We start from the raw sequence: 20,251 nt of genomic DNA on the forward strand, positions 1-20,251 counted from the left end.
CCGGCCAGTCGATCGGATGCTTCTCTTTTATTAGCAAGATCATATAACCCGAAAGGCGTGAGCAAAAGAAACAAAAAGGGCGACCGAAGCCGCCCTTTTGCAAGATTATGTCGTTGTTTTCTACTGTGCCAGATCGGACATCAGGCCCGCTGCAACCGCCAGTCGCGAGACTGTCAGGTCACCACCTTCCGTCAGCGCCACCATACGGCTCTTCACCTGCTCGATGCGCGCGCCATCGGCAGCAAACCAGGCTGCTGCCGGGTCCTTCTCCTTGGCAAAACGCTTGAGCGCCGCAATGGTGATACCGCGTGCGGCCTGCGTGATCGTATCGCTTGCTCGTGACAGAGCAAGCCCGTCATAATAGTCCGTGACGGGGATGGAGCGCGCGGCTTCCTCGATGCGTCCGATGCGGAAAGCTTCCGAAACACCGAAATAGGTCTTGGCGGTTACCACCCGGTCGGCATCGGCCAGATGCGCGATCAGCGCAATGTCCGGCATGATGCCTGCAAGCTGCAGATTGGCAAGACGCTGGGCCAGCTTTTCCGGTGCACCCTTTTCCACGAAAGCAGCCTTGTCGGCCTGCAGCGTGCTTTTCAGATATTCCGGCATCAGACCGTCGAAACGCGGTTCCAGCTCGGCACGTGCCCTGGTGATCGTATCCACCAGTTCCGTCAGGTTGGCGCGTGTCGTGTCGTTGCGCAGCACCCAGGCCGTCGTCGCCTGCAACATTTCGCCGACGAGATGGTAGAACTGGTTCTGCACATCGCCCGGCACCTTGCTGTCGAGTGCATCGATGGCATCATAGATCGTATCTATATCGAAACCGTCACGCACCGCCACATAGGCGCGGACGATATCGGCAGGCGACTTGCCGGTCGTATCGGCCAGACGGCTGATGAAGGTGATACCGCCACGATTGATGACATCGTTTGCCAGCAAAGTAGCGACGATTTCACGGCGCAGGCGATGACCGGAGATTTCCTCGGCATAAGTCTTGGTCATGCGCTTCGGGAAATAGCCGAACAGCAGCGACTGGAAGTAGGACTCGTCCGGAAGCTGGCTTGCCACCAGATCGTCCGACAGCGACAGCTTGGCATAAGCAAGCAGAACCGCCAGTTCCGGGCGTGTCAGCGGCTGGCCCGCCTTCTGGCGTTCAGCCAGAAGCGCATCGGACGGCAGATACTCGACCTTGCGATCAAGAAGCTTGCGATTTTCGAGTTCCGCCATGAACCGCGCCTGATAGGGCAGCTCTGCCAGACCCTGCCTCTCGCTGAGCGAAAGTGCCAGCGGCTGCAGATAGTTGTTGCGCAGAACGAGTTCCGACACATCATCGGTCATGCTGACCAGAAGCTTGTTGCGTGCCGGGCGCTTGAGATTGCCCGAACGCATGGCAGCGGCCAGAGCGATCTTGATATTGACCTCGACGTCCGAGCAGTTGACGCCTGCCGAATTGTCGATGGCGTCCGTATTACCGCGACCGCCTGCCAGCGCATATTCGATACGCCCGCGCTGCGTTACGCCAAGATTTGCACCTTCGCCGATCACCCGTGCACCAACTTCCGAACCGGTGATCCGGATCGCATCATTGGCGCGGTCGCCTACCTGCGCATCCGTTTCAGCAGACGAGCGGATATAGGTGCCGATACCGCCGAACCAGAGAAGATCGACCTTCGATTTCAGGATCGCGGTCATGATTTCCTGCGGCGTGCCGGAGGTCTTTCCAAGGCCGATGACTGCCGCTGCTTCCGGCGAGAGCGTAATCGTCTTCTGGCTGCGGCTATAAATGCCGCCGCCAGCCGAAAGCTTGGAACGGTCATAATCCTGCCAGCTCGAGCGCGGCAGTTCGAACAGACGCTTGCGCTCGGCAAAACCGTCGGCTGGAACCGGGTTCGGATCGATGAAGATGTCGCGATGGTCGAACGCAGCCACCAGCCTGATCTGCTCGGAAAGCAGCATGCCGTTGCCGAACACATCGCCCGACATATCGCCCACACCGGCAACCGTGAATGGTTCGGTCTGGATGTCCATGTCGAATTCACGGAAATGCCGCTTCACGGCTTCCCACGCGCCGCGCGCGGTGATGCCCATGCCCTTGTGGTCGTAGCCGGCAGAACCGCCCGAAGCGAAAGCATCGTCCAGCCAGAAATCATGCGCCTGGCTGATGGCGTTGGCCGTATCGGAGAAGGTGGCCGTGCCCTTGTCGGCAGCAACGACGAAATAAGGATCGTCATTGTCATGGCGCACGACTTCCGCCGGCGGCACGACATGATTGTCCTCGATATTGTCAGTGACGGACAAAAGCGTGGAGATGAACACCTTGTAGGCATCGCGACCGGCTTCGAACACTGCATTGCGATCGCCACCGACCGGCAGACGCTTCGGATAGAAGCCGCCCTTGGCGCCAACAGGGACGATTACCGCATTCTTGACCTGCTGTGCCTTCACGAGGCCCAGCACTTCAGTGCGATAATCCTGCGCGCGGTCCGACCAGCGCAGACCACCGCGGGCGACAGCGCCAAAGCGCAGGTGCACGCCTTCCACTTCCGGCCCATAGACGAAGATTTCGCGATAGGGGCGCGGATTGGGCAGGCCTTCGACAAGCCGCGGATTGAGCTTGAAGGCAAAGGTGACGCGCGGCTTGCCGTCGGCATCCGGCTGATAGGCATTGGTGCGCAGCGTCGCTTCGATCAGATTGCGGAAACGGCGCAGGATCTGGTCGTCGTCGATGCTCGGCACGCCGAGCAATGCGGTCTCGATGGCATCGACCAGCTTCTTTTCAGCCGCATCGCGCCGCTTGGCCGAGGGGTTGAAGCGCAGATCGAACAGCGAATAAAGATCGCTGGCGATTTCCGGGTAACGGTTCAACGCTGCCGCGATGAAACCTTGCGAATAGGCAATGCCTGCCTGTTGCAGATAACGGCCATAGGAACGCAGGATCATGATCTGGCGTGCCGTCAGGCGCGCGGTCTGCACCAGTGCGTTATAGCCGTCATTGTCAGCCAGACCGTCCCAGACATTGCGGAACACATCTTCCAGCATCTCGCCATCGTCGGAAAGATCGACCGGCGCGCCATAGGCATTCACGAGCTGCATGTCGTGCACGTAAACGGCTGCACCGTCCTTGCCAGCATGCGGCAGATCGATGGTCTGCTCGCTGACGACGCGGAAGCCCATGTTTTCCAGAAGCGGCACACGCTGCGACAGCACAACCGGCGCACCGTGATGATAAAGCTTCAGCGAAACCGCATCAGGACCATCAGTGCGATAACGATAGAAGTCCACGAAAAGCGGAGCCTCTGCGCTCAAGCCAGCAATGCGCCCTGCATCGACCAGCGCTTCCGGCGCCGTGAAGATTTCGCGGTAGGACGGCGGGAAGCTTGCAGCAAGTGCGACGGTCTTCGCGTCCGCGCTGTCGGAGCTTTCACGTACGGCATCGTCCCATGTGCGAACGATGGAACGCACTTCCGCTTCCAGCGCTTCGCGATCCACATGCGGCGTGGAGCGCTCATGACGCCGGATGACAAACTGAACGCGCGTCAGGCCATTCTGCAGGAAGACCGGGTGGAATTCGAAACTGTCGCCGCCATAGACGTTGACCAGATAATGACCGATCTTCTCGCGCACGACCGAGTCGTAACGGTCACGCGGGATATAGACCAGCACGGTGGCAAAACGGCCAAAGCGATCGAGACGCGGAACGGCACGCACGCGCGGACGCTCGCCGAGAGCCAAAATCAGTTCGGCATTGGCCGTCAGGCTTTCCACATCGATCTGGAAAAGCTCGTCGCGCGGATATTCTTCCAGCACGTTGATGAGCGCCTTGCCCGAATGATCCTCGCGGTTGAAGCCCAGATGCTTGATGACGGCATCGGCTTTGGAGCGGATGAACGGAATGCCTGCAACCGAACTCGTATAGGCAACCGAGGTGAAGAGACCGACCAGGCGCAATTCGCCGATGGCCTCGCCCTTCTCGCCGAATATCTTCACGCCGACATAATCGAGATAGGAGCGACGATGCACCAGCGAAAGCGAATTCGCCTTGGTAACGATCAGCGGTTCGTTGCTGTCGAGGAATTCGGTTACCTCGCGCGGCGTGACCGTATCGTCGTCATCCTTGCGCAGGACGCGGACTTCATTGTCGTTGAGGATGCCGAGCGTTTCCTTGACCGGAACCAGTTCGCGCTTGTCGCCCTTGCCCTTGAAGGTCAGTTCGCGAAGGCCGAGGAAGATGAAACGGTCGTCGCGCAGCCATTCGAGAAACGCGATGGCTTCCGGCATGGCCGGATCGCTCGTCATTTCGGAAACGCGCTTGTAATCGGCAATTGCGCCATCGAGGCGCGCGAGCATCGGCTTCCAGTCGCTGACAGCGGCACGAACCTGTCCAAGCACGCGCTTGATGGCGGCAGTCAGGTCGGCCTTGGCCTGCTTGTTGAGGGCTGGAAGATGAATCTGTACCAGGCTGACGCGCTCAACGCCCTTGGCAGGAGCAAGCTGCGATGCTTCGCCCAGAATGACCAGCTCGTCCTTTTCGCGCGCAATATCCAGAACCGGATGCACGACCATGAAAATCTGGCTGGCATGATCGTTCAGCTCACCCATGATGGAATCGAGCAGGAACGGCATATTGTCGTTGACGATGGTGATGACGCTCACCGGGCGACCGTGGCGTTCGATACCGTTATCGACGCTGATGATGCTCTTGCCCTTGCGATAGGATTCAAGGGCGGCATAGCCGTGACGGGCTGAACTGTCGAGAGCGGCAGCGTCGTAAGCGGCCAGATCTTCTGGCGGCGCCCATTCGAAGAGAAGCTGCGAGAAGGCCGTAAGCGCCTTCGACTTTCCTCCCTTCTTCTCCTCCTTGCTTGCCTTGGAACCCTTAACCTTGCTCGACCGATCCTGCTTTGCAGTCACGTCGGATACTCCTGTCATGATGGCAATGCGCGCCAAACTAGCAGATTAGGCATTGGTTTCGATGGCAATTCGTTGAAAATAACGAAAAATTTCCCGGAAAGTCAGAAAGACCGTATTTAATCCATTTAATTTGGAACAAAACTTCGAAAACTTCCCGCGAAATTTCGGAATATGCCAGCGGATTTCTCCGCGAGGTTCAAAAGACACCCCAAAAGAGCGAAGCAGCAGGCCGACTTCGCCACATTTCAGACTAAAGTTGCTGATGATTCTGAAAAAATAAACGGCCGGTCAAAGCTCGATCAGATGATCGTCCAACTCGTTGACATTGTCGGGTCCCGCCGGGAAATGTTTCTCCAGCAAAAGCCCGGCCTGACCGATGGCCAGCACAAAACCTTCTACCACTTGCGCACGCGATGCATGATGGATGAGCGTCGCGACAATTGTATTCCATTCGTCCTGCTCGACACGCGCATCAATGCCCGCATCGGCGATCACCTCTGCATAATGTTCGGCCATCGAGACGAAGAGAAGAATGCCGGTGCGATGCTCCGTAATATGGACATTGCGCGCCAGAAACTGCTGCAGCGCATTGAGATGGGCGCGCTTGTAACGGATGCGGCGCGGCACCAGCAACATGCGGACGGACGGAAAGAACCAAAGCACCAGCATCGCGGTCAGAAACGCCGCCAGCACCGCAAGCCCGAACATGGGCAGGCGGATATCGAACCAGTACCAATGGGCGAGAAAGGCCGCGATCACCGAAGCAATCAGGATGCCGCAGGTCGCAACAAAGCCCGCCGCAAAGAAATAGTCGTCGCTCGAGCGCGCCAGGACAGCATAGATTTCGCCGCTGGTCTCGGTTTCCGCCTTGCGGATGGCCTCGGCAATGCGGACATGGTCCTCGGCGCCAATCAGCGTGTGATGCTTCATCCTTGCGTCTCCCTACCAGCTACCCGAGGCGCCGCCGCCACCGGATGAGCCGCCACCACCGGAGAAACCGCCGCCTCCCCCGCCGGACGACCAGCCACCGCCACCCCAGCTTCCACCACCCCTGCCGCCAGAGCCGCCGCCGCGATTGTTGTAATCCACGACCATGCCGAGCCACTGATATTTACCCGGCCCGATCTTGCGTCCGAAAACCGGCGTCAGGATCGCCATGCCGAAACCGCCGAAGAAGATCAGGCACCAGAAGGCGATGAAGACGACGAATACCCAGTCGACATCATCCGAACTCGATTGCACATTGCGCTTGGCCCGCGCTTCAAGCTCAGCCGCATCGCCGGAAAGCACCGACAGAATGCCGTCAACGCCCTGCACGATACCATTCGAATAATTGCCGGTGCGAAATTCGGGAATGATGGTACCATTGATGAGGACGCTTGAAAGCGCATCGGTCATGACGCCTTCGAGACCATAGCCGACCTCGATCCGCACCTTGCGGTCATTAGGCGCCACCACCAGCAATATGCCGTTGTTTTCTTGGCTCTGCCCGAGCGCCCAGGCACGGAACAGGCGGTTGGAATAGGTTTCGATGTCTTCGCCGTTGAGGCTCGGAACCGTCACCACGACCACCTGATCCGATGACTTCGCTTCAAAGTCGGCAAGCTTCTGGATCAGTTGCTGGCGCTCTGCGGGGTCGATGATGCCCGCCGCATCCACCACGCGACCGGTCAAGGCCTGTGCAGGCTTTGGCGCATCCTGTGCAAGGGCCGCCGTGTGCAGCGTCAGCGCTGCGGAAAACAGCAGAAAAACGAGCGCAAGGAGATGTCGCGGCCAGCCCAACCAGCCAAGACCGCGACGATCACGCGAGAGTGCTGCACCCGCCCCGAAACGCATCATGAGACGCGCCGTCAGTTGAAGTTGACTTTAGGCGCGGCCTGACTGCCTGCATCGGCGCTGAAGCTCTGCATCGGCTGTGCATCGCGATACCAGATCCATGTCCAGATCATCGTCGGCATGGTGCGCAGCGCCGTGTTGTAGACGCGAACCGCCTCGATATAGTCGCGGCGTGCGACGGCGATGCGGTTTTCAGTACCTTCAAGCTGCGACTGCAATGCAAGGAAGTTCTGGTTGGCTTTCAGGTCCGGATAGCGCTCGACCACCACCATCAGGCGCGACAGGGCGCTGGTGAGGTTGGCCTGATTGTCCTGAAACTGCTTGAAGAGTTCGGGATTGTTGAGCGTTTCCGGCGTGATCTGCACTTGTGTCGCCTTGGCGCGCGCATCGATCACCGCTTGCAGCGTTTCCTTTTCGTGGGCGGCATAGCCTTTCACGGTCTCGACCAGATTGGGCACGAGATCGGCGCGGCGCTGGTACTGGTTCTGCACCTCGCTCCAAGCGGCCTTGGCCTTTTCCTCATTGGTCGGGATCGTGTTGAAACCGCATGCCGAAAGCAGCGGAACAAGAACGGCAAGACCAAGAGCAATGAAAATACGGCGAAAAGAGAAAGAAGTGGCAACGGTCGCAGCCGACATGGACTTCTCCTGAAAAGGGCGCTTTGCCAAGCGCCGGGAAAACAAATTCATCACCCACACATACGCGTTCACGCAAATGCGAGCCGTCAAATCAACAAGATAGACGAAATTCGCTCGTTTTCCAGTCGATTTGAACAACAAGGTAAAACCGCGAACAAGACTGCCCGATTTCAGGAATGCAATCGGAAAGCGCCACCTTCAAGCGCCGCGCGGACAGCGGCAAGCGTTTGACTGCGCGAAAGCCCTTCCGTGGCCAGCACGTGCGGCTCAAGCGGACCCAGCGCTGACAATTGCTTATGCAGTTCCGCAATCGGCCCCGGATCGGTCAGCGTATTGCCGCCCCGCTCGCGGCAGCGCCGGATCGCTTCATCAAGCGACGGCCTCAAAACTATATAATGAAGCGGCGCGGCAAGCGTTCGGAACGGTTCGAGGAACCATGGCCCGATTATCCCGTCGACAATGACGAAATAGCCGCCATCGGCATAGGCCTTCGCCACCTTGGTCAGCGCCTCCATCACGATGGCATTTTGCGCATGGGCTTCCGGCAGGTAAGGCTGGATCGCACCGTTCTTGATGAAATGCCAGAAATCATCCGAATGAAGATGAACCTTCGGCGAACCGGGCTGGTTCGCAAGTATCTCGGCGGTTGTGGTTTTACCGGCGCCCGGCGTGCCGGTCAGGATAAGAATTTCACCAGAATGTTCCATGTCGGGTTTCGTAGCACAATGATCGCTATCCGTCAGCCGGGTCGTTTCTGACGAGAGCGGCTATGCTTAACCCAACAAAAAGCGGCGGATTGCTCCGCCGCTTTTTCAAAACGTGAAACTGCGCGAAAGATTATTCGCTTGCAGCTTCTTCAGCCGGAGCAGCAGCTGCTGCGGCAGCTTCAGCGGCCTTTGCAGCAGCTTCTTCTTCAGCCTGCTTGGCCATGGCCAGACGTTCCTGGGCCTTCTTGCCCGGCTCACCCTTGGTCGGGTTGCTGCGGGTCGGACGCTTTGCAAGACCAGCCTGGTCGAGGAAGCGCAGAACGCGGTCGGTCGGCTGTGCGCCCTGTGCAATCCAATGCTGGATGCGGTCGGCATCGAGCTTCACGCGTTCAGCGTCCTTGGCCAGCATCGGGTTCCATGCGCCAACGGTTTCGATGAAGCGGCCGTCGCGCGGGCTGCGGACGTCGGCAACAACGATGTGGTAGTAAGGACGCTTCTTGGAGCCAGCGCGGGCCAGACGAATCTTCAGAGACATTTTTTCTTTCCTTTAGACAATTGCTTCGCCCGAGGGATGGCCGGGACAAAACGGGTTAGACCGTCATTACGGTCGTTGTTTTGGCGCGCATCTTACCCGAAAACCGTTTCACACTTTTCGGGATGCGCTTTACTTTCCGCCGTGGTTCGCGGCGGCATGCTCATGATGCCGAATGACTTCCTTCACGATGAAGTTCAGGAATTTTTCGGCGAAATCGGGATCGAGATGAGAGTCGACTGCAAGGGCACGCAGACGTTCCACCTGACGCTTTTCGCGAGCCGGATCGGCCGGTGCGAGGCCGCGCTCGGCCTTCAGAACGCCGACAGCCTTGGTGCAGCGAAAACGTTCGGCCAGCATATGGATCAGCGCTGCATCGATATTGTCGATGGAGGCGCGCAATGCCAGAAGTTCAGCCGGTGCAGTGTTCTGTTCGTCGCTCATGATGCTCACTTCTTCTTCGGTAGGCCGGGAAGGCCGCCACCAAGACCAGGAAGCTTGGGTCCGCCCAGGCCGGGCAGTCCACCGCCGGGAAGCCCCGGCATTCCACCCTTGGTCAAGCCCGCTGCTTCCGCCTGCTTGGCAAGCGCTTCAAGCTGCTTCGGGTCCATCTTCGACAGATCGGGCATGCCGCCGAGGCCACCCATGCCGCCGCCCAGACCGCCAAGGCCCATCTTGCTGGCAAGACCGCCCATCATCTGCTTCATCATTCCGCCCTTGCCCTTGCCCATGACCTTCATCATGTCGGCCATCTGGCGGTGCATCTTGAGAAGCTTGTTGATGTCGGCAGCAGTCGTGCCGGAACCTTTGGCAATGCGCTGCTTGCGGCTGTGCTTGAGAAGGTCGGGATTGGCGCGCTCGGCCCTGGTCATCGAGCCGATGATGGCGAGCTGGCGGTCGAACACCTTATCGTCGAGACCGGCTGCTGCAGCCTTGTCCTTCATTCCGCCCATGCCGGGCATCATGCCCATGATGCTGCCCATCCCGCCGAGCTTCTTCATCTGGCCCAGCTGATCGGCAAGATCATTGAGATCGAACTTGCCCGACTGCATCTTCTTGGCCATCGCCGCGGCTTTTTCCGCGTCGATGTTTTCAGCAGCCTTTTCCACGAGCGAAACAATGTCGCCCATGCCGAGAATACGGTCGGCGATGCGCTTGGGATAAAATTCCTCCAGCGCATCCATCTTTTCGCCGGTGGCGATCAGCTTGATCGGCTTGCCGGTGATGGCGCGCATCGAAAGGGCTGCGCCGCCACGACCATCGCCGTCCATACGGGTCAGGACGATGCCGGTGATGCCAACGCGATCATCGAAATTGCGCGCCAGATTGACGGCATCCTGACCGGTCAGGCTGTCGGCAACGAGCAGGATTTCATGCGGATTGGCGGCCTTGCGGATATCCGCCATTTCCACCATCAGCGGCTCGTCAATATGCGTGCGGCCTGCGGTATCGAGAATGACGACATCGTGCGCGCCGAGCTTTGCAGCCTGTACGGCGCGCTTGGCGATTTCGACCGGCGACTGGCCGGCAATGATCGGCAGCGTGTCCACGCCGGTCTGAATGCCAAGCTGGCGAAGCTGTTCCTGTGCGGCGGGACGGCGCGTATCGAGCGACGCCATCAGCACCTTCTTGCGCTGGCGCTCGGTCAGGCGCTTGGCAATCTTGCCGGTGGTGGTCGTCTTACCAGAACCTTGCAGACCGACCATCATGATGACGACAGGCGCAGGCGCGTTCAGATCAATTGCAACGCCTTCGGTGCCAAGCATCTCGACAAGCTCGTCGTGGACGATCTTGACGACCATCTGACCGGGCTTGATGCTTTTCAGGATTTCAGCGCCGACGGCCTTCTCACGAACGCGGTCGGTGAAGGAGCGAACCACTTCCAGCGAAACGTCAGCCTCGATCAGCGCGCGGCGCACTTCGCGCAGCGCTGCGGTCACGTCGGCTTCAGAAAGAGCGCCGCGTCCGGTAAGGCCGTTCAGGATGGAGCCAAGGCGCTCCTGAAGTGATTCAAACATTGCGTTTCCTTTTAATCCGAGAAGAGGCTTATGCTTCGTCAGGGATAAATCGTCCCGTGTGTCTGCCAGTTCAAGAAGCAACCAAAGCGATACAGCACCCGAGGGCGCATCGCGCTGTCGGATGTGGACCTCCGGGATCTCTTTATACCAAATGGGTCCCGGTCGGTGGCTCGCGTTCTGAAGATCGCGGATAGATTGGAGCTGGCTTTAAGGCGATCAGCCCCCAATGTCAAGCAAAAGGCCCAAAACACAGTGAAACCGGCCCCGGTTTAAATTCGGGGCCGGCACATTTTCCTATCCTGTTATTGCATGGCCATACCGGCAAGCGGATCGCCGATACCAAGCACATAAAGACCGATCATCAGCAACGTTCCCGCCAGAACCACATAATAGATCGTGGGAATGATGGTCATGCGCAAGGTTGTACCCTCCCGGCCCAGCAAGCCGACCGTAGCCGATGCGGCCACAACGTTGTGGATTGCGATCATGTTGCCAGCCGCCGCACCCACCGACTGACCGGCAACCATCAGCGCACCGGAGATGCCGAGCCCTTCCGCCACACCATACTGGAACTGGCTGAGCATGAGGTTCGACACCGTGTTCGACCCGGCAAGGAACGCACCCAGCGCACCCACGGATGGAGCAAAGAACGGATAGACATTTCCGACTTCCACGGCCACCCAGTCGGCGACCATCAGCGGCATGCTGACCAGATCCTTGCCGTTGACGCCGGAATTGATCATGACGCGCACCATCGGCACGGTGAACAGGAGCACGAAACCTGCGCCCACCAGCGTCTTTGTGCTTTCTCCAAACGCCTTGGCAAACTGTCCGCCATTCATGCGATGCAGGAAGAAGGTGACCACACAAACGATGACCAGAAGACCGCCGGGCAGGAAAAGCGGCGTGAAATCACCACCTATCCCGGTTTCGCCCATGATGTCCTTGGCAACGAAAGTGATCGACTTCAGCGCATTGCCCACGGACGGGAACGTGCGGCTGACCACCAGAAAGATCGCCAGCAGAATGTATGGTGTCCACGCCAACACAAGCGGGATCTTCTTCGAGGTCAGCTCATCGAGCTTGATCTGGACACTGCCGACCCAACCTGCAGGCCATTCGGCAGCAGGCGGGAAATCCCAGATTTGCTTCGGCATGAGAAAGCCGCCGCGCGCCGCAAATGTCGCCAGCGCAAGCCCGACCAGACCGCCGATCATGGACGGAAATTCTGCGCCGAGGAAAACCGCACTCAATACATAAGGAATGGTGAAAGAGAAGGCCGCAAACAGCGCAAAGGGTAGAATGGCCAGGCCTTCCGTCCAGGAGCGGTTGCGTCCGAAGAAACGGGTCATGATGACCACGAGGAACAACGGCATGAACGTGCCGCAGATTGCGTGCAGGATGGCCACTTCCGATGTGATGATGTGGAAGAACTGCTCCCAGCTTGATCCCGCGCCCTGCAATTGCGCCGTCAGCGCCTCGCGATTGAGACCCGACTGGACACCGACGATGAGCGGCGTGCCGACAGCACCGAACGATACCGGTGTGGACTGGATGATCAATCCGAAAGTAACGGCGGCAAGCGCCGGAAACCCCACAGCCACCATCAGCGGCGCCACGACGGCGGCAGGTGTGCCGAAACCGGAGGCACCTTCGATAAACGAACCGAACAGCCAGGCTATCAGGAACACCTGAATGCGGCGGTCCGGGCTGATCTGGGCAAAACCGGAGCGGATCGCAGAAATGCCGCCCGAATATTTAAGGGTGTTGAGAAGCAGAATCGCCCCGAAAATAATCCAGAGCAGTCCTGCCGTCTGGATCAGCCCCTGAATGGTCGAGGCGATGACCCGGTTGCCGCTCATGCCCCAGATCGCCATGGCGATAACCACAGTCAGCACATAGGTCACCGGCATCGCAATGCGGGCCTGAATACGAAATCCAACCAGCATGACGCCGGCTACGAGAATTGGCAAAAACGCAAATAGCGCAAGAAATCCGTTCGACATGTGGCGTCCTCCCCGTCAATGTCGCGAATGTTGAAACACAACTATGCAATGGTGGTAAAGTTTTTTTACCAGTACACGTGCTAGCAATAGATATGAAAGCCACAGCTTCCAAGCGAAAAATTTCATTCGCCGTTTGGGAGCCAACTAAAGCTTGCTGTTTTTGCGCAAAAATGCTTGTAAACGCGGCATTCCGCACCTGCCTCTGCACGCTTTGCCGTTGCCGCATGACATTTGGTGTAAGGAATGGCAAATTCGCGTTGAGGTCGAATCACTCCAAAGGAGAAACGAATGGCATTGGTTGCCAAGGGCCGGTCTTGGACCGCAGCAGCAGTTCTTGCAATGGGCATGATGACGGGAACGGGCATTGCCGAGGCAGCCCAGTGCGGCAATAACGCCGCCGGTTATAATGCCTGGCTCCAGCAGACTCTGAAGGAAGCGCCGTCGCGCGGCGTTGGCAAGGCGGGCCTCAATGCGCTGGCCAACACCAAATATGCGCAGGCGACCATCAATGCCGATCGCAATCAGAAGAGCTTCAAGCTCTCCTTCGAAGATTTCATGAAGAAGCGCGGTGCGGATACGATCATCAAGCGCGGTCGTGCGCAGAAGCAGCAGAACGCTGCTCTCTTCGCGGCAATCGAAAAGCGCTACGGCGTTCCAGCCGGCCCGCTGCTCGCAATATGGGGCATGGAAACCGGTTTCGGGTCCTATCTCGGCAAGCAGAACACGGTATCCGCCGTTGCGACGCTGGCCTATGACTGCCGCCGTTCCGACTACTTCACCGGCCAGCTTTACGCCGCTCTCAAGCTTGTCGATCAGGGCGATCTCAGCCCGCAGGCCGTAGGCGCTATGCACGGTGAAGTCGGCCAGACCCAGTTCATGCCGGCAAACGTCCTGAAGTATGGTGTCAGCGGTTCGGGCGGCGCCCATTTCGACCTGCGCAACAAGGCGGACGCGCTCCATTCGACCGCGAACTTCCTCGTCGGCCATGGCTGGCAGCGCGGTGCAGGCTATCAGCCGGGCGAACCGAACTACGGCGCCATCCAGGGCTGGAATGCCGCGCAGGTCTACCAGCGCGCCATAGCCGTCATGGGCAAGGCGATCGACGGCAAGTAACGGCAGAAGGCTGAAATCGCAATTTCGCTTTGGAATTGCCACAGAAAAGCCTCACGCTTCACAGAATAGCCCCAAATTTCGGGGCTATTTTTGCATGTTTTGTTGCGAATTTTCGCGTTTGGATGACAAAAACGCTGATTTCAGTTGTCCAAAATATGGCAAAACGGCCCTTCTCGATCGGAGAGGAGCCGTTTCAGGAAGTGTTTTTGAAAGCTGGACAGGCCCTGGATCAGGCCGGGTCAGGCCGCGTGAAATCACCGGTCTGGTGATCCATCACCCATAGCTCGCCGGTCGAAATATCGAACCATGCACCATGCAGGGTAAGCTTGCCCTTCTTCTCCAGAATATCGACGCAAGGGAATGTGCGCAGATTGTTGATGGAGTAGCGGATCGAGATGCGCTCCAGCGCGGTCTGGCGTTCAGTTTGCGTCATGAGCTGGTTGCCGCTGATAGCTTCGGCTGCAGGCGCGATGAGGCTCATCCATTTGCCGATGAAGTCACCCGGCGAAAGCGGCGCACTTTCGGTGTCGAGCGCAGCCTTGATGCCGCCGCAACGGCCGTGGCCCATAACGACGATATTTTTCACCTTGAGGCTCTGAACCGCAAATTCCAGCGCTGCCGAAGCGGCATGATATTCGCCATCGGGTTCGTAGGGCGGGATGAGATTGGCAACATTGCGCAGGACGAAGATTTCGCCGGGCGCCGTGTTGAAGATGGTTTCGGGAGCCGCACGTGAATCACAGCAAGCGATAACCAGCGTTTCCGGCGATTGTCCCTTGTCGGCCAAATGGCGATAGCGTGAAGTTTCGTGGGCAAAATGCTCGCGCATGAAGGTTCGATAACCGGCGAGAAGTGAGTCTGGAAGATCAACCATATTTTTCCAATATCCCTATCGAAAACCGAGATCAATCGAAATGCACTGAACGGGCTGCGTCCAATTGGACGCATGATCCCGTTCGCTTTTCATGCAAGCTTCTCAAGCCCATATCGCCATGCGAAGACCGAAAGCATCATGTTCCACATGGTCGGGTTGCGGACACGCTTCACCGCGCGCATGACGACCAGCCACGAGATACATGGCGCAGGCGTCGAGAAAATCATCCTCCTTGGCGCCACGCGGACCAGGACTTTTCAAAAAATCCTCCGGCAATCCGTAGCACTGCAACAAAGCCCGACGCTCGGCCATACCCGCGGGATTTATCCGGCTTTTGATCTTTTTCGGCAGGGACATCGCCTTCATGCCATTCAATGCTGCAAAAGCGAGCTCTGGATGCGATTCGATGACGCGCGCGGCAAGCCCGGCATCGCCGCGCAACAGGGCATCGAGTTCGCAAATTTTCGGGAAAAGCCCAAAAGCCTGTCGGGAAACCTTGCGCGGCGGATCGGTTCGTTCCAGCGACAAGGAACAGCTCTCGCGATAATCCTCCGCATAAACGGCAGCACGCGGCGGAATGGAAAAAAGGCTCGACTGTCTTTCACCGAGATGCGCCCGCGCGGCGCGCTCCGCAGAACGCACGCCCTTTTCGGGCAAGCCGATCGGCATATCCACGGCAATGATCGCCTCGTCGGGAAGCGACGCCGCTAATGCAGAGAAACTGCCGAACACTTCCGCTCGCAAACTCCCGCCCTCCCCGATCACGGCGATCCAGCCGCCGGGGCAGCCATCAACGCCAGCGAGCGCGGTGGCGGTCTGCGTCAAGCGCGGAGCCCCTTGGTTGGATGCATCAGCCGCCGCGTCTGCACCATGGCCATCGGTGTGGCGAGGCTCGACGCATCGGCCTCCAGCATAAGCTCATCCGCCCCGCGCTTTGCCGAACGCGCCATGATCTCGAACACTGCCGCAGTCGTGCTTTGCAGCATCTTTTCCTCCGCCATGCCGGACAGGCGACGCGCCAGAAACACGGCAGAGGTCAGATCGCCGAGACCGTTGGTCGGCCCATCGACACGGCGATGTTCGGCCATCAGCGCCATGGTCGGCGTGAGCAGAATATTGCCGATACTGCCGTTCATCAGCGGAAAGGCCGAAGTGACCAGCATGGTTGCCGGTCCAGCCTCCAGCGCGGCTTCCATCAAGGCATTATTGTCTTCCAGCGGCACGCCGGTCAGCCAGGAAAGCTCGAAGCGATTGGGTGTTGCGATATCAGCGAGCGGCAGAAGCTTATCGCGAATGCCCATGGCAGTCGCTTCGGGCACATAAAGCCCCTTTTCATCGCCGATGACCGGATCGCACAGATAGACCGCCCCCGGATTTTTCACCTTTACTGCTTTGACCAGTTCGGCAACGGCCGCCGCCTGCTCGGGATGGCCGAGATAGCCGGTCAGGACAGCGCCCACCTCGCCAAGCCACGGCGCGCGCTGAAGATCCTGCATCAGGCGCGAAAACTCTTCCGCCGGTGGCACGATGCGTCCGGCCGGAGCACCTGGAACCCCATGACCCGGATGCCATGGCAGCACCACCGTCGGCACGGCCCATACGGGAAAACCCAGCGTTTCCAAAGCGAAAACGGCGGCGCGATTGCCGACCGATCCGCGCACGACATGACTTGAGATGACAATAACGGTTGTCGCATCCGAAGGCGCAGAAAGCGTCATTGGGTACCTAGCTTTGCATGAGATAGAAAATGAGCCAGACGATGATCGCCAGCGTGATGAGGAAGCCGAGCCCGCGCCCGACACGCGTGGCCCAAAGCTCGATAGGATCATTTTCGGGGGCGTCGGCGGCGGCCAGATGATGCGCCGTTCGGGAAAACCCGCGCCGCACAATGCCTTCGGCACCGGTCTGTTCGCGTTCGAGCCGGTCGAGAATACGCCGGGCCTCTTCCTGGCGCTCGCGTCCCGGCCCGCCGCCTTCCCCTATGCCCGCCTGCTGGCGCTCGCCCATGCTCTGCCTGCCTGTCGAATAAAATTGACAGGCACAGCATCACGCCCAAAGGACCGTTCTGCAAGCAGAATATTGCGAGTTCAGGCTAGCTTTATGATGAGCTTTCCGAAATTGCCGCCTTCCAGCAGAGAAATGAAGGCATCCGGCGCATTCTCAAGCCCTTCGACAATGTCTTCGCGATAACGCACCTGCCCGTCGGCAATCCACTTCACCATGTCATGGTAGAAAGCCGGTCTCTGGTCGGCAAAATCACGCTGGATGAAGCCACGTATGGTCAGGCTTTTCGACAGGATGTCCCGCATTACCAATGGAAGGCGGTCAGGTCCGTCGAATGGTCCGCTCTGATTATATTGCGCAATCAGGCCACAGACCGGCATACGCGCAAACTGGTTCAACAGTGGAAACACCGCCTCGAAAACCTTGCCGCCGACATTCTCGAAATAAACATCGATACCCTTCGGGCAAGCCTGCGCCAGTTCCTGTGCGAAATTTTTGCTGTGGTGGTCAATCGCCACATCGAAACCGAATTCACCGATCAACGCCTTGCATTTATCCGCTCCGCCGGCAATACCGACCACGCGAGCGCCCTTCATCCGGGCAATCTGCCCGACGGCAGAACCGACCGGACCGGTTGCCGCCGCAACCACGACGGTCTCGCCCGGTTTCGGCTGGCCTATGGTGAGCAGGCCGGAATAGGCGGTAAAGCCCGGCATGCCGAGAACACCAAGCGCCGTCGTTACAGGGGCTTCCTTCGGGTCGAGCTTGCGCAAGGTCGAGACATCGGCGATCGCATAGTCCTGCCAGCCGGAATAGGAAAGCACGAAGTCGCCCGGAGCAAAGCCCGCACTTTTGCTTTCGACAACCTCACCGACCGTGCCGCCTTCCATGACCGCACCGATTTCCACGGGCGCAGCATAGGATTTGGCCGCGCTCATACGCCCGCGCATATAGGGATCGAGCGACAGATAGCGCAGTCTCAGGAGAACCTCGCCGTCACCGGGGCTCGGGATCGCCGCTTCCTCCAACCGGAAGTTTTCTGCGGTCGGCCGACCTTCCGGGCGCGATGCCAGCACGATACGGCGATTGATCTTTTCGCTCATGAACGGAACTCCTGAAACAGAGAAGAAGACGATAGAATTGTAAGCTAGGGCGCGATGCGAAAAAGTTGACCTCTTGGAGCCTGAATCAAAAAGCGGCAGGCCGTGGCGAAAATGGTGATTTTCGAGTACCGGAGCGCAATGTACTTAACGTACATGGGCACCGGAACGCAGGAAATTGCCATTTGCAAACCGGCATGGTGACTTTTGGAACAGGCTCTTACAATCGAGATCAAGCTATACGTCTGTTGTGGGCGTCTGACTTGGAAATCTATTCTAAAGCTGGCGATTTTGCGCCACGCATCATCCTTTTTGCAATTCGCTCCAGCCTCGGGACAAACGGCATGAGTAAGGACAAGCTTTTTCTCTTGAAACCGGGTTTTGAAGATCCGGCTTATCCCGACCAGCTTTTCTATTGCTGGCATTGCGCTCTCATCGAGGGTGTTCTGGCTTCTTTTCCGGCACTGGGAGACCGGCTGGATATAGAGCACGTCGACTGGCAGCGTCCGCGCAAGGCCGTCATAGAGCTGGCAGGCGAAGACAACCAAAACCTGCCCTTGCTCATATTGAAGAATGGCGACCGCTCCCCGTTCGAGACCGGGAGGCATGAAGAGCGTTCGCTGATCAGCGACCCGCACAAGATTTTGGCGGCCCTTGCAGAGCGGCACGGATTTCCGTTGCCACATCCCTGAAACAAAAACCCCGCCACAAGGGCGGGGTTTCGCTTGGGGGACAGTAAGGCGGTCTATTACTTCATCGTCGGAATGACGAATTCCGCACCATCTTTTACGCCACGCCGCGCGCCCGCAGCGAAGCGAGGACGCGCAAGCAAAGAATCGTCTGGGGTTACTTCATCGTCGGAATGACGAATTCCGCACCGTCTTTTACGCCACGCCGCGCGCCCGCAGCGAAGCGAGGACGCGCAAGCAAAGAACCGTCTGGGGTTACTTCATCGTCGGAATGACGAATTCCGCACCATCTTTCACACCAGACGGCCAGCGCGAGGTGACTGTCTTGGTCTTGGTGTAGAAGCGGAATGCATCCGGGCCGTGCTGGTTGAGATCGCCGAAGCCGGAAGCCTTCCAGCCGCCGAAGGTGTAGTAAGCAATCGGAACAGGGATCGGCACATTGATACCGACCATGCCGACCTGCACGCGGCTGGCGAAATCGCGGGCCGCATCACCGTCACGGGTGAATATGGCAACGCCATTGCCATATTCATGATCGTTCGGCAGAGCCAGCGCTTCCTCGTAGTTCTTGGCACGTACGACCGAGAGAACCGGACCGAAGATTTCTTCCTTGTAGATGCGCATGTCCTTGGTCACGTTGTCGAACAGGCAGCCACCCATGTAGAAGCCATCTTCATAGCCCTGCATCTTGAAGTTACGGCCATCGACGACCAGCTTCGCGCCTTCTTCAACACCGAGATCCACATAGCCGCGCACGCGATCAAGTGCAGCCTTGGTGACCAGCGGGCCGTAATCGGCGGAATTGTCGGTGGAGGTGCCGATCTTCAGCGATTCAACACGTGGAATGAGCTTTTCCATCAGGCGATTGGCGGTGTCTTCACCGACCGGGACGGCAACCGAGATCGCCATGCAGCGTTCGCCAGCCGAACCGTAGCCCGCGCCGATCAGCGCATCGACGGTCTGGTCCATGTCGGCATCGGGCATGATGAGCATATGGTTCTTGGCGCCACCGAAGCACTGCACGCGCTTGCCGTTCGAGCAGCCGCGACCATAGATATACTGGGCAATCGGCGTGGAGCCGACGAAGCCGATGGCCTGCACATCCGGATCATCGAGCAGTGCATCGACCGAATCCTTGTCGCCATTGACCACATTGAAGATGCCTGCCGGAAGGCCGGCTTCCATGAACAGTTCGGCAAGGCGCATCGGTACGCCCGGATCGCGTTCGGACGGCTTCAGGATGAAGGCATTGCCGCAAGCAATCGCCGGACCGGCCTTCCAGAGCGGGATCATGGCCGGGAAGTTGAACGGCGTGATGCCTGCAACAACGCCGAGCGGCTGGCGCATCGAATAGGTGTCGATGTTCGTACCGGCATTGTCGGTGAACTCGCCTTTCAGCATGTGAGCCGCACCAAGGCAGACTTCCACCACTTCGAGGCCGCGCTGGATGTCGCCCTTGGCGTCGGCGATGGTCTTGCCGTGCTCGCGGGCCAGCAGTTCGGCCAGGCTGTCATATTCGGCTTCAACCAGTTCGATGAACTTGCGCAGGATACGAACACGGCGCTGCGGGTTGGTCGCTGCCCATGCTGGTTGTGCGGCCTTGGCGTTTTCGACAGCCGCACGCACTTCTTCCTTGGTGGCCAGTGCCACCTTGCCCTGCACCGAGCCGTCGAGCGGCTGGAAGACGTCCGCCGTGCGGCCGCTCTTGCCTGCCACATGCTTGCCGCCGATGAAATGTCCGATATTGCGCATCGAAGAACCTCCCTGATGATCGCTTTGAGGAGCCACAAGGCTCCCACCGTTGACACCATCTTGACTCTGCA

17 protein-coding genes and 1 pseudogene are annotated in these 20,251 nt (G+C 58.7%); 2 read left to right on the forward strand and 16 right to left on the reverse strand.

What is annotated here, in order from left to right:
- Positions 1-120: 120 nt before the first annotated feature.
- The 9 genes from MKS82_RS12090 to MKS82_RS12130 form a co-directional block, all read right to left on the reverse strand.
- Entirely contained in the window at positions 121-4,911 is a 4,791-nt protein-coding gene (locus MKS82_RS12090; protein WP_109988981.1) for an NAD-glutamate dehydrogenase, read from the reverse strand.
- 288 nt (positions 4,912-5,199) lie between these two features.
- Positions 5,200-5,841 (reverse strand): TPM domain-containing protein, encoded by a 642-nt coding sequence (locus MKS82_RS12095; RefSeq protein WP_109988964.1) that lies wholly within the window; start codon positions 5,839-5,841, stop codon positions 5,200-5,202.
- A 12-nt stretch (positions 5,842-5,853) separates the two neighbouring features.
- The gene (locus MKS82_RS12100) at positions 5,854-6,750 is read right to left on the reverse strand and encodes a TPM domain-containing protein (protein WP_109988963.1); all 897 of its coding nucleotides are present in this window, start codon (positions 6,748-6,750) and stop codon (positions 5,854-5,856) included.
- Positions 6,751-6,761: 11 nt separating this feature from the next.
- Positions 6,762-7,385 (reverse strand): LemA family protein, encoded by a 624-nt coding sequence (locus MKS82_RS12105; RefSeq protein WP_240578885.1) that lies wholly within the window; start codon positions 7,383-7,385, stop codon positions 6,762-6,764.
- A gap of 170 nt (positions 7,386-7,555) precedes the next feature.
- A complete protein-coding gene (locus MKS82_RS12110) occupies positions 7,556-8,092 on the reverse strand; it encodes an ATP-binding protein (protein ID WP_109988961.1) in 537 nt (178 codons plus the stop codon).
- A gap of 130 nt (positions 8,093-8,222) precedes the next feature.
- Positions 8,223-8,627 carry a 30S ribosomal protein S16 gene (rpsP, locus tag MKS82_RS12115; RefSeq protein WP_010661492.1) on the reverse strand — a complete coding sequence of 135 codons (405 nt, stop codon included), beginning with the start codon at positions 8,625-8,627 and terminating at the stop codon, positions 8,223-8,225.
- Positions 8,628-8,756: 129 nt separating this feature from the next.
- Positions 8,757-9,068 (reverse strand): chorismate mutase, encoded by a 312-nt coding sequence (locus tag MKS82_RS12120; protein WP_109988980.1) that lies wholly within the window; start codon positions 9,066-9,068, stop codon positions 8,757-8,759.
- A gap of 5 nt (positions 9,069-9,073) precedes the next feature.
- Positions 9,074-10,642: a signal recognition particle protein gene (ffh, locus tag MKS82_RS12125; protein WP_109988960.1), complete on the reverse strand. Its 1,569-nt coding sequence runs from the start codon at positions 10,640-10,642 to the stop codon at positions 9,074-9,076.
- A gap of 302 nt (positions 10,643-10,944) precedes the next feature.
- On the reverse strand, positions 10,945-12,648 hold the full coding sequence (locus MKS82_RS12130; protein WP_109988959.1) for an L-lactate permease: 1,704 nt from the start codon (positions 12,646-12,648) through the stop codon (positions 10,945-10,947).
- Between the two features lie 288 nt (positions 12,649-12,936).
- Between MKS82_RS12130 and MKS82_RS12135 the strand changes: the two genes are divergently transcribed.
- Complete coding sequence (locus tag MKS82_RS12135; RefSeq protein WP_109988957.1) at positions 12,937-13,761, forward strand: lytic murein transglycosylase; 825 nt, start codon at positions 12,937-12,939, stop codon at positions 13,759-13,761.
- 229 nt (positions 13,762-13,990) lie between these two features.
- Here the strand turns inward: MKS82_RS12135 and MKS82_RS12140 are convergent, their stop codons facing one another.
- The 6 genes and pseudogenes from MKS82_RS12140 to MKS82_RS12165 all read right to left on the reverse strand — a co-directional run.
- Positions 13,991-14,635: a carbonic anhydrase gene (locus MKS82_RS12140; RefSeq protein WP_109988956.1), complete on the reverse strand. Its 645-nt coding sequence runs from the start codon at positions 14,633-14,635 to the stop codon at positions 13,991-13,993.
- Positions 14,636-14,737: 102 nt separating this feature from the next.
- Positions 14,738-15,460 carry a DUF429 domain-containing protein gene (locus tag MKS82_RS12145; RefSeq protein WP_109988955.1) on the reverse strand — a complete coding sequence of 241 codons (723 nt, stop codon included), beginning with the start codon at positions 15,458-15,460 and terminating at the stop codon, positions 14,738-14,740.
- A complete protein-coding gene (pdxY, locus tag MKS82_RS12150) occupies positions 15,457-16,353 on the reverse strand; it encodes a pyridoxal kinase PdxY (protein ID WP_109988954.1) in 897 nt (298 codons plus the stop codon). The genes MKS82_RS12145 and pdxY overlap by 4 nt, the downstream gene beginning before the upstream one ends.
- A gap of 7 nt (positions 16,354-16,360) precedes the next feature.
- A complete protein-coding gene (locus MKS82_RS12155; RefSeq protein WP_061347943.1) occupies positions 16,361-16,642 on the reverse strand; it encodes a hypothetical protein in 282 nt (93 codons plus the stop codon).
- Positions 16,643-16,722: 80 nt separating this feature from the next.
- On the reverse strand, positions 16,723-17,742 hold the full coding sequence (locus tag MKS82_RS12160) for an NADP-dependent oxidoreductase (protein ID WP_109988953.1): 1,020 nt from the start codon (positions 17,740-17,742) through the stop codon (positions 16,723-16,725).
- Positions 17,743-17,813: 71 nt separating this feature from the next.
- Positions 17,814-17,924, reverse strand: a pseudogene (locus MKS82_RS12165) (flagellar basal body P-ring protein FlgI); the annotation flags it as partial.
- Between the two features lie 159 nt (positions 17,925-18,083).
- Here MKS82_RS12165 and MKS82_RS12170 point away from each other — a divergent pair.
- A complete protein-coding gene (locus MKS82_RS12170; protein WP_109988979.1) occupies positions 18,084-18,431 on the forward strand; it encodes a DUF3088 domain-containing protein in 348 nt (115 codons plus the stop codon).
- Positions 18,432-18,683: 252 nt separating this feature from the next.
- Here MKS82_RS12170 and MKS82_RS12175 read toward each other — a convergent pair whose 3' ends face one another.
- Positions 18,684-20,180 carry a CoA-acylating methylmalonate-semialdehyde dehydrogenase gene (locus tag MKS82_RS12175; protein WP_176038576.1) on the reverse strand — a complete coding sequence of 499 codons (1,497 nt, stop codon included), beginning with the start codon at positions 20,178-20,180 and terminating at the stop codon, positions 18,684-18,686.
- Between the last annotated feature and the right edge of the window lie 71 nt (positions 20,181-20,251).

The sequence above is a fragment of the Ochrobactrum sp. A-1 genome, from assembly GCF_022488005.1.
Classification (GTDB): domain Bacteria; phylum Pseudomonadota; class Alphaproteobacteria; order Rhizobiales; family Rhizobiaceae; genus Brucella.

Excerpts from the sequence above, each read along its gene's own strand:
- MKS82_RS12160 (WP_109988953.1), bottom strand. The coding sequence starts at position 17,742 with ATGAGCGAAAAGATCAATCGCCGTATCGTGCTGGCATCGCGCCCGGAA.
- MKS82_RS12110 (WP_109988961.1), bottom strand. The coding sequence starts at position 8,092 with ATGGAACATTCTGGTGAAATTCTTATCCTGACCGGCACGCCGGGCGCC.
- MKS82_RS12130 (WP_109988959.1), bottom strand. The coding sequence starts at position 12,648 with ATGTCGAACGGATTTCTTGCGCTATTTGCGTTTTTGCCAATTCTCGTA.
- MKS82_RS12170 (WP_109988979.1), top strand. The coding sequence starts at position 18,084 with ATGAGTAAGGACAAGCTTTTTCTCTTGAAACCGGGTTTTGAAGATCCG.
- MKS82_RS12175 (WP_176038576.1), bottom strand. The coding sequence starts at position 20,180 with ATGCGCAATATCGGACATTTCATCGGCGGCAAGCATGTGGCAGGCAAG.
- MKS82_RS12120 (WP_109988980.1), bottom strand. The coding sequence starts at position 9,068 with ATGAGCGACGAACAGAACACTGCACCGGCTGAACTTCTGGCATTGCGC.
- MKS82_RS12155 (WP_061347943.1), bottom strand. The coding sequence starts at position 16,642 with ATGGGCGAGCGCCAGCAGGCGGGCATAGGGGAAGGCGGCGGGCCGGGA.
- MKS82_RS12105 (WP_240578885.1), bottom strand. The coding sequence starts at position 7,385 with ATGTCGGCTGCGACCGTTGCCACTTCTTTCTCTTTTCGCCGTATTTTC.
- MKS82_RS12100 (WP_109988963.1), bottom strand. The coding sequence starts at position 6,750 with ATGATGCGTTTCGGGGCGGGTGCAGCACTCTCGCGTGATCGTCGCGGT.
- MKS82_RS12140 (WP_109988956.1), bottom strand. The coding sequence starts at position 14,635 with ATGGTTGATCTTCCAGACTCACTTCTCGCCGGTTATCGAACCTTCATG.
- MKS82_RS12095 (WP_109988964.1), bottom strand. The coding sequence starts at position 5,841 with ATGAAGCATCACACGCTGATTGGCGCCGAGGACCATGTCCGCATTGCC.
- pdxY (WP_109988954.1), bottom strand. The coding sequence starts at position 16,353 with ATGACGCTTTCTGCGCCTTCGGATGCGACAACCGTTATTGTCATCTCA.
- MKS82_RS12135 (WP_109988957.1), top strand. The coding sequence starts at position 12,937 with ATGGCATTGGTTGCCAAGGGCCGGTCTTGGACCGCAGCAGCAGTTCTT.
- ffh (WP_109988960.1), bottom strand. The coding sequence starts at position 10,642 with ATGTTTGAATCACTTCAGGAGCGCCTTGGCTCCATCCTGAACGGCCTT.
- rpsP (WP_010661492.1), bottom strand. The coding sequence starts at position 8,627 with ATGTCTCTGAAGATTCGTCTGGCCCGCGCTGGCTCCAAGAAGCGTCCT.